This window comes from Kitasatospora sp. NPDC057198, assembly GCF_042670125.1.
Taxonomy (GTDB): Bacteria; Actinomycetota; Actinomycetes; order Streptomycetales; family Streptomycetaceae; genus Kitasatospora.
In genome coordinates this window covers 1-12,915 of the sequence record NZ_JBHUWH010000210.1, presented here as the reverse complement: position 1 = coordinate 12,915, position 12,915 = coordinate 1, and the positions used below count along the sequence as shown (strand labels likewise).

The following is a 12,915-nucleotide window of genomic DNA, read 5'->3' as shown; positions in this document are numbered from 1 at the left end:
GTTGTCCACAGACCTGTGGACAACCGCGGGCCCGTTCACCGGTTCGGAGCAGCAACCCGGGCCGGGCCGGGGCGCGGCGGCGGAGGGTGGGGGAGGGTCCGCCCGCGAGCGGCGCGGGTGCGGCCCGCGAACCGGGAGGCGTACGGTGACCCACCACGACCAGCTGGACTACTCCGACCGCACCGACTTCGAGGACGCGGACCGCGGCCTGGTCGCCCCGCCCGAGACCGACACCGTCACCACCGCCGACGGGCGGGTCGCGTGGGACTTCCGGGCCACCGACTTCCTGGCCGGCGAGTGCCCCGACACCGTCCACCCCAGCCTCTGGCGGCAGTCCCAACTGACCGCCCGCGCGGGCCTGTTCGAGGTCACCGAGGGCGTGTACCAGATCCGCGGCTTCGACCTGTCGAACATGACGCTGATCGAGGGCGAGCGCGGCGTGGTGGTGGTCGACCCGCTGGTGTCCGCCGAGTGCGCGGCGGCCGGCCTGGCGCTGTACCGCAAGCACCGCGGCGAACGCCCGGTCACCGCCGTGCTGTTCACCCACTCGCACATCGACCACTTCGGCGGCGTGGACGGCGTCCTGGAGGAGGGCGCGGACGTTCCGATCGTCGCCCCGTCCGGGTTCATGGAGCACTCGGTCGCCGAGAACGTCTACGCGGGCACCGCGATGCTGCGGCGCGGCGACTACTACTCCGGCGGCGACCTGCCGGCCGGCCCGACCGGCCTGGTCGGCATGGGCCTCGGCCACACCGCCTCGCACGGCACCCCCAGCCTGCGGCCCGCCACCCTCGACGTCACCCGCACCGGGCAGGAGGAGCGGCTCGACGGCGTCCTGTTCCGCTTCCAGCTGACGCCCGGCACCGAGGCGCCGTCCGAGCTGAACTTCTTCCTGCCCGAGCGCCGCGCCCTGTGCATGGCCGAGAACGCCACCCACAACCTGCACAACATCCTGACCCTGCGCGGCGCGGTGGTCCGCGACGCCCGGATCTGGTCGCGCTACCTCACCGAGGCGATCGAGCTGTTCGCCGCCGACTCCGACGTGGTGTTCGCCTCGCACCACTGGCCGACCTGGGGCACCGAGCGACTCACCCGCTTCCTCGCCGAGCAGCGCGACCTGTACGGCTACCTGCACGACCAGACCCTGCGCCTGCTCAACCAGGGCCTCACCGGCCCGGAGATCGCCGAGCAGCTGGAACTCCCGCCCGCGCTGGCCTCCGCCTGGCACGCCCGCGGCTACTACGGCTCGGTCAGCCACAACGTGAAGGCCGTCTACCAGCGCTACATGGGCTGGTACGACGGCAACCCGGCCTCGCTGTGGGAGCACCCGCCGACCGCGAGCGCCAAGCGCTACGTCGACTGCATCGGCGGCCAGGACGCCGTCCTCGCCAAGGCCCGGGAGTACGCCGACGCCGGCGACCTGCGGTTCGCCGCCCAGCTGCTCAAGCACGCGGTGTTCGCCGACCCGGAGGACGGGGAGGCCAAGGAGCAGCTGGCGCAGGTCTTCGAACGGCTCGGCTACGGCGCGGAGAACGCCACCTGGCGCAACTGCTACCTGATGGGCGCGCTGGAGCTGCGCCACCCGCCGAAGGCGATGCCGTTCGGGGCCGGGAACTTCGCCGGGGCGCTCACCGTCGACCAGGTCTTCGACTCGCTGGCGATCCGGGTCAACGGCCCCGCCGCCTGGGACGAACGGCTCGCCACCGTCTGGAAGTTCACCGACCTCGGCACCACCCACCGGGTGACCCTGCGCAACGGCGTCCTGGTGCACACCGAGACCGCCGCCGACCCCGGCCCGGCCGACCTGACCGTCACGCTCACCAAGCCCCAGCTGTTCGGCCTGCTGGCCGGCCGGGGCCGCAGCGGGATCGACCTCAGCGGCGACCCGGCCGTCCTGGACCGGCTGTTCGCGGCCCTGGACGAGTCCGACCCGGCGTTCCCGGTCGTCACCCCCTGACGGCCGGAGCCCGCCGCGCGCCCCGGGTCAGTCCCGGTCGGCCGGGGTCTCGTACTCGGCGACCAGGACGGCCCGGGCCAGGGCCAGGAAGCCGAGGGTGCCGCTGACCACGGCCGCCGGGGTGTCCGCAGCCAGCCCGAGGGACTCCACCGGCAGGGCGTGCACGGCGAACACGTAGCGGTGCGGGCCGTGGCCGGGCGGCGGGGCGGCGCCGCCGAAGTCGTTGCTCCCGTAGTCGTTGCGGCCGTGCACCGCCCCGGCGGGCAGGCCCGGGAAGTCGCCGCCGCCCGCCCCGGCGGGCAGCCCGGTGGTGCCGGCCGGGAGGTCGGTCAGCAGCCAGTGCCACCACCCGCAGCCGGTCGGCGCGTCCGGGTCGAAGCAGGTCACCGCGAAGCTCTTCGTCTCCGGCGGGAAGCCGGACCAACCGAGCTGCGGCGAACGGTTCCCGCCCCGGTACGCCTGCTCCTCGCCGAGCCGGCCGCCGTCGGCGACGTCGGCGCTGAGCAGCGTGAAGGACGGGACGGGCCGCATGAAGTCGAACGGCAGCGGCGGCCTGGCGGGCGCGGTCATCGGTGGTTCCCCCCTGGAAGGTCGGTGGAGTGCCGGGCGAGCCTAGCCACCGTTTCGAAGATCGCCAAATGGCTTGCGGCATGGGACAATTGGTGCTCCGAGGGGGTGCGGGCGGGAGGCGCGGCGGAGGAAAACCGCTTGCGGGCGAACGGAATTGGTAGAGACCTTTGAGGGTCGTCGTCCGATTCCACCGAGGGAGCCCGCACCGTGGAAGGAATCTTCGCCCGGGAGCACCGGGCGGCCACCGCCTGCTTCGCCGCCCTCACCTTCCTGACCGGCTTCGCCGCGCTCGCCGTGGTCCCCACCCTGCCGACCGCCGTTGCCCTCGCCCGAGCAAGCATGCACCCACCAGGGGCCCGGGGAACTGTCGGCAGACGGGCATGCACCAAGGGGCCCGGGGAACGGCGGGTCCGTGCTGCTGGTGGCCGGAGCCCATCGAAGTGTCCGTGCTGCTGCGTGTCTTGAACAGAACCAGAAGCCGATGCACGCTCCGGCAGTGAACCGTCAGCAGACCGGGCCTCGCCGTTCCCCGAGCCCCCGGTGGGGGCTCTCGGTCGGCCTCACCCGGCGGCGGCCGCGAGGTCGAGCTCGGCGCGGGCCGGGTCGGCGAGGAGGGTGGCGAGGGCGGCGGCGAAGACGGGGCCGCCGTCGGCGAGGGCGAGGTCCTTGGCGGCGAGGCGGATCGGGAAGTCCGCGCCGGTGCTGTCGATCCGGGCCATCACGCCCGCCAGCGGGCCCGCGGCCAGGGCGCGGCGGGCCTGCGCGGCGGGGACGCCGAGGCGTTCGGCGACGGCCAGCGCCTCGCCGACCACGGTCACCGCGCTGACGACGGCGCCCATCATGACGATCTTGAGGGCCGCCCCCGCACCGGGCCCGCCGCAGCGGACCACCCGGCCGAAGTGCTCCAGCAGCGGCTGCGCCCGCTCCAGCGCGGGGTCCTCGCCGCCCGCGTAGACGACCAGCGAGCCGGTCGCGGCCGCGTCGACGCTGCCGAGCACGGGGGCGTCCACCAGGTCGACGCCGTCGGGGAGCCGGTCGCGCTGGTCGGCGACGGCCGCCGGGCCGATCGAGGACATGTCGATCCACAGCGTGCCCGGGGCGAGTGCGGGGCGGAACCGGTCCGCGACCGCGGCGACCGCCGTCGGGTCGGAGAGCATCGTCACCACCACACCGGCGCCGCGCACCGCCTCCTCGGGGGAGGCCGCCTCGGTGAGGCCCTCCGCCCGGCCCGGGGTCCGGTTCCAGACCACCAACTCCCTTGCCGCGCCGCCCAGTCGGTGGGCCATCGGAAGCCCCATCCGGCCCAGCCCCAGCACTGCCACCCGCTCCGTGATCTCCATGCCGACCACGCTAGGCGCGGCGGAGGGAGGCGACAAACGAATGTCCGGCATGGTAGCCATGCGGAATGGACATGGCTTGGCTGGAGGTCTTCCGCACCGCGGCCCGGCTCGGTTCGTTCACCGCGGCGGGGGAGCGACTGGGCTGGACGCAGTCCGCGATCTCGCGTCAGATCGCCTCGCTGGAGGGCGAGTTGGGCGTTGTGCTGTTCGACCGGTTGCCCCGCGGCGTGAGCCTGACCGAGCACGGGCGGACGCTGCTGCCGCACGCCGAGGCGCTGCTGGAGCGGCTCGACGGCGCCCGCCGCGACCTGGCCGCGCTCACCGGACTGGGCGCCGGACGGCTGCGGCTCGGAGCCTTCGACAGCGCCAACGCCGCCCTCGTCCCGGCCGCGCTGGCCGCCTTCCGGGCCGCCCACCCGGCGATCGCCCCGACCCTCACCGAGGGGCTGTCCGGCGCGCTGCTCGACCTGCTCGCGGACGGCTCGATCGACCTCGCCCTGGTCACTGCCTACCCGGAACACCCGTACGACACCGAGCGGTTCGAGCTGCACCGGCTGGTGGACGACCCCGTCCTGGTGGCCGTCCCGCGCAGCCACCGGCTGGCCCGGCGCCGCCGCCTGCGGCTGGCCGAGCTCGCGGACGAGCCGTGGATCGCCGCCAGCCGCCGCCCCGAGACCACCCTGCTGGCGGCCTGCGTCCGCAGCGGCTTCCAACCCCGGATCGAGCACGAGGTGGCCGGCTGGACGGCCAAACTCGGCCTGGTCGCCGCCGGTTCGGGCATCACCCTGATCCCCTCGCTGGCGGCCCGAGCAGCCCGGCCCGACCTCGCCCTCGTCCCCCTGCACCCGGAGGACACCCCCGTCCGCCACGTCCACACCGCCACCCGCCGCGGCCACCTCCCCACCCCGGCCGTCACCGCCTTCCTGCCCTTCCTCCGCACCGCAGCCGGAAGCTGACCCCAGGCCCCACCAGGGGCCCGGGGAACGGCGGCTCCGTGCTGCGCATGGGCCCCGTCAGGGGCCCGGGGAACGGCGGGTCCGTGCTGCTGGTGGCCGGAGCCCATCGAAGTGTCCGTGCTGCTGCGTGCCGTAAACAGAACCCGAAGCCGATGCGCCCAACGGCAGTGCACCGCCAGCAGACTGGGCCTCGCCGTTCCCCGAGCCCCTGACGGTGCTCTCTCGCGGGGCTCTCTCGCCGTTCTTCCCGAACCCCCCGGCGGGGCTCTTCGCGTCAGGGCCAGACCAGGCAGTACAGCTGGTGCCCGGCCTCGTGGAGGCGGTTGGCGAAGTCCTGCCACTCGTGGAGCATCTGGTAGATGACGAAGGCGTCCCGCGGGCCGCGGCGGTCGGGGACGGTGGACCAGATGAAGGCGGCGGCGCCGAGCTCGGTCTCGTCGGCCTTGCGGAGGGGTTCGACCACGGTGTGCGGGAGCTGGACGACCGCGTAGTCGGGGTGGAGGACGACCAGTTCGAGCGGGGGGACGTGGTGCAGCGGGACGCCCTGGATGCCGGTGAGCACCATCGCGCTCATCGTCTCGGGCTTGATCTTGGTGGAGAGGTGGCCGCCGGCGGAGCCGCTGGTCTCCATCAGGTCGCCGAGCCGGCCGAGGGCGCCGAGTTCGCCGGCGTCGAGGCCGAGGCCGCCGGGACCGAGGGCGGTGGGAACCCTGGCGGCGGTCGCGCGGTCCGGAGCGCCGAAGTACTTGTAGGTGACCCCCACTCTGCCCTCGCCCCTCCTTCCCCTGCCCGTTCCCGTACCCCCGCCGGTCTCGCCGGGCCGGCGGCTGCGCCCCGCGGCCTCGTCGAAACCGTCCTGCCTCTCGGACACTCGGACCATCCTCACCGGAACTCGCCGGAATCGACAGACCCTCGCACGCTCGGCGTCCCTCCCGAACATGCCCCTTACCCGTCTGCCGGCGTGCTACACGAGCGCGCGTCACCCGACCTTACCTTCGGCACAGCCGGTGAGGGGAGCAGCACACGGATCATCGTTCCAGATGATCGGGCCCGACATGCAGAACGCCAGGACACGATTTGAGACCATGTGCGGGTAAGAGCGGTTCCCGGCCGTTCCCAGCACCCAACGGATGAGCGAGCAGAATGAGCTACCCGTACGAAGCCCCCCAGTCCCAGTCGCTGTTCGACCGCGCCCTGGCCGTCACCCCCGGCGGCGTCAACTCGCCGGTGCGCGCCTTCCGCGCGGTCGGCGGCACGCCCCGCTTCATGGTGTCCGGTTCCGGCCCGTACCTGACCGACGCGGACGGCCGCGAGTACGTGGACCTGGTCTGTTCCTGGGGGCCGATGCTGCTCGGCCACGCCCACCCGGCGGTGGTCGAGGCGGTGCAGCGGGCGGTGGCCCTGGGCACCTCGTTCGGGACGCCGGGGCAGGGCGAGGTGGAACTGGCCGAGGAGATCGTCTCCCGGATCGCGCCGGTCGAGCAGGTGCGCCTGGTCTCCAGCGGCACCGAGGCGACCATGTCGGCGATCCGGCTGGCCCGCGGCTTCACCGGCCGCGCGAAGGTGGTGAAGTTCGCCGGGTGTTACCACGGTCACGTGGACGCGCTGCTGGCCGCCGCCGGTTCCGGTGTCGCCACCTTCGGCCTGCCGGACACCCCGGGCGTGACCGGCGCCCAGGCCGGCGACACCATCGTGCTGCCCTACAACGACCTGGACGCCGTCCGGGCGGCCTTCGCCGCCCACCCCGGCGAGATCGCCTGCGTGATCACCGAGGCGTCGCCCGGCAACATGGGCGTCGTCCCGCCGCTGCCCGGCTTCAACCGGGGCCTGGCCGAACTCTGCCGGGCCGACGGCGCGCTGTTCGTCTCGGACGAGGTGATGACCGGCTTCCGGGTCTCCAAGGCGGGCTGGTACGGCCTGGAGGCCGCCGTGGAGGGCTGGGCGCCGGACCTGCTGACCTTCGGCAAGGTGATGGGCGGCGGCTTCCCCGCCGCCGCGTTCGGCGGCCGCGCCGACGTGATGGCGCAGCTCGCCCCGGCCGGCCCGGTCTACCAGGCGGGCACGCTCTCCGGGAACCCGATCGCCACCGCCGCGGGCCTGGCCCAGCTGCGGCACTGCACCGACGAGGCGTACGCGGCCGTGGACCGGGCCGCCGCCGAGGTGTCCGGCCTGGTCACCGAGGCGCTCGCCAAGGAGGGCGTGGCGCACCGGCTGCAGAGCGCGGGCAACATGTTCTCGGTCTTCTTCACCGACCAGCAGGTCACCAACTACGACGAGGCGCGCACCCAGCAGGCGTTCCGCTACAACTCCTTCTTCCACTCGATGCTGAGCCAGGGCGTCTACCTGCCGCCGTCGGCCTTCGAGTCCTGGTTCGTCTCGGCCGCGCACGACGGGCGCGCGATCGAGCGGATCGCCGCCGCCCTGCCCGCCGCCGCCCGTGCCGCCGCCGAGGCCACCGAGGAGACCGCCAAGTGACCGGGAAGAACCAGGACGTCACCGTCGTGCACGTGATGCGGCACGGCGAGGTGCACAACCCGGAGGGCGTGCTCTACGGCCGCCTCCCGGACTACCACCTGTCCGAGCTGGGCCGGGAGATGGCCGAGCGGGTCGGCGAGCACCTCAAGGACCGGGACATCACGTACGTGGTGGCCTCGCCGCTGGAGCGGGCGCAGGAGACCGCCCAGCCGATCGCCAAGGCGCACGGCCTCGAGGTGGCGGCCGACGAGCGGCTGATCGAGGCGGAGAACGTCTTCGAGGGCAAGACCTTCGGGGTCGGCGACGGTTCGCTGCGCAACCCGGGCTACTGGAAGTACCTGACCAACCCGTTCAAGCCGTCCTGGGGCGAGCCGTACATCGACCAGGTGGTGCGGATGATGGGCGCGATCGCGGCGGCCCGGGACGCGGCGCGCGGGCACGAGGCGGTGTGCGTCAGCCACCAGCTGCCGATCTGGATCCTGCGCTCGTTCGCGGAGCGGCGCCGGCTGTGGCACGACCCGCGCCGCCGGCAGTGCTCGCTGGCCTCGCTGACCAGCTTCACCTACGAGGGCGACCGGATCGTCTCGATCGGCTACCGCGAGCCGGCCCGGGACCTGCTGCCGGCCCACCTGGTGGGCAAGGGCAAGAAGGGCGACAAGCCGGTGGGCAAGAGCTTCGGGGCGTAGCTCACACCCGGCCCCTCCCGAGTAAGGGCAGCGGGCGGCGATATGCCCGAATTAAGACGATCATAAGAGGTAAACGCGCAGGTCAAGGGGGGTCCGTCCGACAAGGCCGGACCCCCCTAAAACGGGCCGAAGAGCCATGCGAAACTTTTCACATGTCACCGACGTCCAGCCGCCGCGCCCGCCTCACCGCCGCCCTCGGCGCGGCCACCGCCCTGGTTCTCGCCGGGTGCTCCAGCTCCGGTTCCGGCAGTGGCGACAAGGGGGTCGGCTTCGTCACCGGCAAGGGCGGCATCGCCACCGCGAGCCCCGCCGAGCGGGTCGCCGCGCCCGACATCACCGGCACCCCGCTGGACGGCGGCGGCAGCCTCAAGCTCTCCGACTACCGCGGCAAGGTGGTCGTCCTCAACATCTGGGGCTCCTGGTGCAGCCCGTGCCGGGCCGAGGCCAAGGGCCTGCAGGAGACCAGCCAGAAGTACGGCGACCAGGTCCAGTTCCTCGGCATCAACACCCGGGACACCGACCCCGCCAACGCCGTCGCGTTCGAGAAGAACTTCGGGGTGACCTACCCGAGCATCTACGACCCGGACGGCGCCGAGATCCTCAAGTTCCCCAAGGGCAGCCTCAACCCGCAGTCCATCCCGACCACCATCGTGATCGACAAGGACGGCCGGCTGGCCGCCCGCGCCATGCGCGCGATGTCCGCCGAGGACCTGCAGAAGATGGTCGACCCGGTGCTGGCGGAGTCGAAGTGAGCACCCTGCTGGCAGCGGCCGACATCGGGTACAACGAGACGGTCGGCAGCGGCGCGCTGGTGCTCGCCCTGCCGATCGCGCTGGCCGCCGGGCTGGTCTCGTTCTTCTCGCCGTGCGTGCTGCCGCTGGTGCCCGGCTACCTCAGCTACGTCACCGGCTTCTCCGCCGCCGACCTCTCCGACGCCAGGGGCGCCCGGCGCGGCCGGATGCTGGCCGGATCGCTGCTGTTCGTGCTCGGCTTCGCCGTGGTGTTCGTCTCCGGCGGCGCGCTGTTCGGTTCCTTCGGCAACACCCTGAAGGAGCACAAGCAGGTCATCTCGATCGTGATGGGCGTGCTCACCGTGCTGATGGGCCTGGCCTTCATGGGCCTGCTGCCCGGCTTCACGATGCGCGAACTGCGCACCCACCGCCGCCCCGCGATCGGCCTGGCCGGCGCCCCGCTGCTCGGCCTGGTGTTCGGCGTCGGCTGGACGCCGTGCATCGGACCGACCCTGGCGGCGATCCAGGGCCTGGCCATCGACCAGGCCAGCGCCGGGCGCGGCGCGCTGCTGATGACGGCCTACTGCCTGGGCCTCGGCGTACCGTTCGTCCTGGCGGCCCTGGCGTTCCGCAAGGCGCTGGGCGCCTTCGGCTGGGTCAAGCGGCACTACCAGTGGGTCATGCGGATCGGCGGCGGCATGCTCGTCGCCGTCGGCCTGGCCCTGGTGACGGGGGTGTGGGACTCGATGGTCAACCAGCTCCAGTACCTCACCGAGAACTTCTCGATCGGAATCTGACCGTGAGCGACACCAAGACCAGCCCCCAGCCGGCCGACGCCGCGGAGCCCGACGTCGAGCGGCTCAGCACCGCGCCCGAGGAGAACGACGCGGTGCCGGCGGGCATAGGCGCGTTCGGCTGGCTGCGCTGGTTCTGGCGCCAGCTCACCTCGATGCGGGTCGCCCTGCTGCTGCTGTTCCTGCTGTCGCTGGCGGCCATCCCCGGCTCGCTGGTGCCGCAGAACACCAACGCCTTCAAGGTCGCGGAGTGGAAGAACGCCCACAAGGGCCTCGCCCCGCTCTACGAGAAGCTCCAACTCTTCGACGTCTACAGCTCGGTGTGGTTCTCCGCGATCTACATCCTGCTGTTCGTCTCGCTGGCCGGCTGCATCCTGCCGCGCACCTGGCAGTTCGTCGGCGTGCTGCGCGCCCAGCCCCCGGCCGCCCCGCGCAACCTGACCCGGATGCCGGTCTACGCGGCCTGGCACACCGACGCCGACCCGGAGCAGGTCAACGCGGCCGCCGACCGGCTGCTGAGGAAGCGCCGCTTCCGGGTCGCCGCCGACCCCGGCTCGGTGGCCGCCGAGAAGGGCTACCTGCGCGAGGTCGGCAACCTGCTGTTCCACTTCGCGCTGTTCGCCCTGCTGACCGGCTTCGCCTGGGCCAGCCTGGCCAGCGGCTCCGGCACCAAGATCGTGCTGGAGGGCCAGGGCTACTCCAACACCACCACCCAGCTCGACGACTTCACCGGCTCCCGGTTCTACGGCGTCGACGACCTGGACGCCTTCGGCTTCAAGCTGGACGGCTTCACCGCCGGCTACCAGACCTCGGGCCCGGCGGCCGGCACCGCCAAGGAGTTCATCGCCAACGTCCGCTACTGGGACGGCGCCGACTCCGGCAAGCAGAAGAACGCCAGGATCGAGGTCAACCACCCGCTGGAGGTGGGCGGTTCCAAGGTCTTCCTGACCGCGCACGGCTTCGCCCCGGTGGTGACCGTCCGCAATGCCGAGGACGAGATCGTCTACCGCGGTCCGACGGTGTTCCTGCCGCAGGACAGCAACGTCACCTCGCCCGGCGTGATCAAGGTCAACGACTACGGCACCGGCCCCGACGGCCAGAAGACCCAGCTGGCCTTCAAGGGCTTCTTCCTGCCCACCGCCGCCGCCGACTTCACCGGCACCGGCCCGATCTCGACCTTCCCGGCCGCCGCCGACCCCCGGCTGGTCCTCAACGTCTACGCCGGCGACCTGCGCACCGACAGCGGCCTGCCGCAGAACGTGTACGAGCTGGACGACAAGGCGATGACCCAGCTCAAGGTCAACGACGCGCCCGCCACCGCGATCCTCAAGGTCGGCGAGGGCTGGAAGCTGCCCGACGGCTACGGCAGCATCACCTTCGACGGCTACCAGCAGTGGGCCAACTTCACCGTCTCGCACCGCCCCGGCAACGTGGTCGCGCTGCTTGGCGCCGTTACCGCGATCCTCGGCCTGATCGGCTCGCTGTTCGTCCAGCGCCGCCGGATCTGGGTCCGCGCGGTGGCCGCCCCCGACGGCCGCACCCTGGTCGAGGTGGCCGGCCTGGGCCGCAGCGAGTCCGCCCGCACCGCCGAGGAGCTCGCCGAGATCGCCGTCGAGCTCCAGGACGACGCCCCGGCCGCCGACACCCCCCCGGCCGCCGACACACCCCCGGGGTCCGGCACCCCCGCAGACGACGCACCCGCCGCAGCCGACTCCCCGGCCGCTGCCGTCCCCACCGCCCCGGAAACCAAGGAGTAGACGGTGCTGCTCGCGCAGGTCGACACCCAGTTGGCCAACATCTCCAACTACCTCATCTACTCGGCGATGACCGTCTACACCCTGGCGATGTTCGCCCAGATCTTCGAGTGGACGTTCGGCGCCAAGGGCGGCGTCGCCGTCCGCTCCGCGCAGCAGAGCACCCTGGCCGAGTCCGTCGCCGACTCCGCGGACGCGGCCAAGGGCGTCCGCAAGGTCACCGTCACCGTCGCCTCCCAGGGCGGCGGCACCACCACGCTCACCCGCACCGCGCTCGCCGACGCCGGCGCCACCACCGTCACCAGCGGCCGCGGCGACGGCGGCCCGGCCGACGGCGCCGGCCCGGCCGGCACCAGCGAGAAGGCCGACCTGGTCGGCCGGATGGCGGTCTCGCTGACCGTCCTCGGCCTGCTGCTGCACGCCGCCAGCGTGGCCACCCGCGGCCTGTCGGTGATGCGCTGGCCGTGGGGCAACATGTACGAGTTCTCGTGCGCCTTCGCCCTGATGATGGTCGGCGCGTACGTGCTCCTGCTCGCCACCGGGAAGAACGTCCGCTGGCTCGGCCTGCCGGTGACGGTCGTCGCGCTGCTGATCCTCGGCGTCGCCGTCGTCGTCCTCTACACCGACTCCGAGCAGCTCGTCCCCGCCCTGCACTCCTACTGGCTCGGCATCCACGTCTCCACCGCGACCATCTGCGGCGGCGCCTTCTTCGCCGCGTTCGTCACCACCCTGGCCTACCTGCTCAAGGACCGCTACGAGCACCGCGTCGCGGCCGGGCTGACCGTCCGCGCCGCCAACCTGATGGAGCGGCTGCCCGCCTCCGGCACCCTGGACAAGCTCTCCTACCGCATCAACGCCGTGATCTTCCCGCTCTGGACGTTCACCATCATCGCGGGCGCGATCTGGGCCGAGGCCGCCTGGGGCAAGTACTGGGAGTGGGACCCGAAGGAGACCTGGTCCTTCATCACCTGGGTCGCCTACGCCGCCTACCTGCACGCCCGCGCCACCGCCGGCTGGCGCGGCCGCAAGGCCGCCTACCTGGCGCTGCTCGCCTTCGCCTGCTGGCTGTTCAACTTCTACGGCGTCAACATCTTCATCACCGGCAAGCACTCCTACGCCGGCGTCTGACGCCTCCCCCCGCACCACCACCCCCCAACACCCACGCACCACGAAGCCGCGAGGAGGGCCGCACCATGGAGTGCGACGAGGTCATCATGACCGTCCGAATCACCGCAGCGGAACGCACGCTGCTGCGACGGCTCGCCCAGGGCCACCACAGCGACGTCTCCGAGGTCGTCGCCGACGGGCTGCTGGACGTCCTGCCCACGCTGCACTGCCCGGCGGACGCCTACCGGCTGCTCGCCGCCATCACCACGCCCGCGCCCTGCGCGCTCACCGTCTGGCTCCCCACCGAGCTGGCCGACCTGCTCACCATCGCCACTGCGCGGATCGCCCAGTCCACCGGCGTCCGGCTCGGCTCCTCCTGCATCATGCTCGGAGCCGCCGTCCGGCTGTGGCTGGCCCAGGACCCGCAGCGCCTGGCCGCCAACCTCACCACCATGCACGCCGGCCGTCCGGCCGCCCTGGCCGCCGCGTAGCGGCCCGGGAGACCCGACAGGCCGAGGGGCCCGGAGCGAACCTTCGCTCCGGGC

12 protein-coding genes are annotated in these 12,915 nt (G+C 72.8%); 9 read left to right on the top strand and 3 right to left on the bottom strand.

Features of this window, described 5'->3' with window-relative positions:
* Positions 1–145 precede the first annotated feature (145 nt).
* The gene (locus ACFUEL_RS22700; RefSeq protein ID WP_380238421.1) at positions 146–1,957 is read left to right on the top strand and encodes an alkyl/aryl-sulfatase; all 1,812 of its coding nucleotides are present in this window, start codon (positions 146–148) and stop codon (positions 1,955–1,957) included.
* 27 nt (positions 1,958–1,984) lie between these two features.
* On the opposite strand, the gene ACFUEL_RS22695 is transcribed toward ACFUEL_RS22700, so the two are convergent.
* Both ACFUEL_RS22695 and ACFUEL_RS22690 read right to left on the bottom strand, forming a co-directional pair.
* Positions 1,985–2,527, bottom strand: coding sequence for a YbhB/YbcL family Raf kinase inhibitor-like protein (locus tag ACFUEL_RS22695; RefSeq protein WP_380238419.1), 543 nt, complete (start codon positions 2,525–2,527; stop codon positions 1,985–1,987).
* Between the two features lie 560 nt (positions 2,528–3,087).
* Positions 3,088–3,867 carry an NAD(P)-dependent oxidoreductase gene (locus ACFUEL_RS22690; protein ID WP_380238417.1) on the bottom strand — a complete coding sequence of 260 codons (780 nt, stop codon included), beginning with the start codon at positions 3,865–3,867 and terminating at the stop codon, positions 3,088–3,090.
* A 65-nt stretch (positions 3,868–3,932) separates the two neighbouring features.
* On the opposite strand from ACFUEL_RS22690, the gene ACFUEL_RS22685 reads away from it, so the two are divergent.
* Positions 3,933–4,823 carry a LysR family transcriptional regulator gene (locus ACFUEL_RS22685; protein ID WP_380238416.1) on the top strand — a complete coding sequence of 297 codons (891 nt, stop codon included), beginning with the start codon at positions 3,933–3,935 and terminating at the stop codon, positions 4,821–4,823.
* 274 nt (positions 4,824–5,097) lie between these two features.
* Here the strand turns inward: ACFUEL_RS22685 and ACFUEL_RS22680 are convergent, their stop codons facing one another.
* The gene (locus tag ACFUEL_RS22680; protein ID WP_030457827.1) at positions 5,098–5,586 is read right to left on the bottom strand and encodes a hypothetical protein; all 489 of its coding nucleotides are present in this window, start codon (positions 5,584–5,586) and stop codon (positions 5,098–5,100) included.
* Positions 5,587–5,966: 380 nt separating this feature from the next.
* Here ACFUEL_RS22680 and hemL point away from each other — a divergent pair, with 380 nt between their 5' ends.
* The 7 genes from hemL (at position 5,967) to ACFUEL_RS22645 (ending at position 12,861) form a co-directional block, all read left to right on the top strand.
* The gene (gene hemL, locus ACFUEL_RS22675; RefSeq protein ID WP_380238415.1) at positions 5,967–7,298 is read left to right on the top strand and encodes a glutamate-1-semialdehyde 2,1-aminomutase; all 1,332 of its coding nucleotides are present in this window, start codon (positions 5,967–5,969) and stop codon (positions 7,296–7,298) included.
* Complete coding sequence (locus ACFUEL_RS22670; RefSeq protein ID WP_380238413.1) at positions 7,295–7,984, top strand: histidine phosphatase family protein; 690 nt, start codon at positions 7,295–7,297, stop codon at positions 7,982–7,984. Before hemL ends, ACFUEL_RS22670 begins: the two co-directional genes overlap by 4 nt.
* Positions 7,985–8,136: 152 nt before the next feature.
* Positions 8,137–8,736, top strand: coding sequence for a TlpA family protein disulfide reductase (locus tag ACFUEL_RS22665; protein WP_380238412.1), 600 nt, complete (start codon positions 8,137–8,139; stop codon positions 8,734–8,736).
* Positions 8,733–9,512, top strand: a complete 780-nt coding sequence (locus ACFUEL_RS22660; RefSeq protein ID WP_380238411.1) for a cytochrome c biogenesis CcdA family protein — start codon at positions 8,733–8,735, stop codon at positions 9,510–9,512. The genes ACFUEL_RS22665 and ACFUEL_RS22660 overlap by 4 nt, the downstream gene beginning before the upstream one ends.
* A 2-nt stretch (positions 9,513–9,514) precedes the next feature.
* Positions 9,515–11,266: a cytochrome c biogenesis protein ResB gene (locus ACFUEL_RS22655; RefSeq protein WP_380238409.1), complete on the top strand. Its 1,752-nt coding sequence runs from the start codon at positions 9,515–9,517 to the stop codon at positions 11,264–11,266.
* 3 nt (positions 11,267–11,269) lie between these two features.
* A complete protein-coding gene (ccsB, locus tag ACFUEL_RS22650) occupies positions 11,270–12,391 on the top strand; it encodes a c-type cytochrome biogenesis protein CcsB (protein WP_380238407.1) in 1,122 nt (373 codons plus the stop codon).
* Between the two features lie 65 nt (positions 12,392–12,456).
* Positions 12,457–12,861 carry a hypothetical protein gene (locus ACFUEL_RS22645; RefSeq protein WP_344553538.1) on the top strand — a complete coding sequence of 135 codons (405 nt, stop codon included), beginning with the start codon at positions 12,457–12,459 and terminating at the stop codon, positions 12,859–12,861.
* Positions 12,862–12,915: the final 54 nt, after the last annotated feature.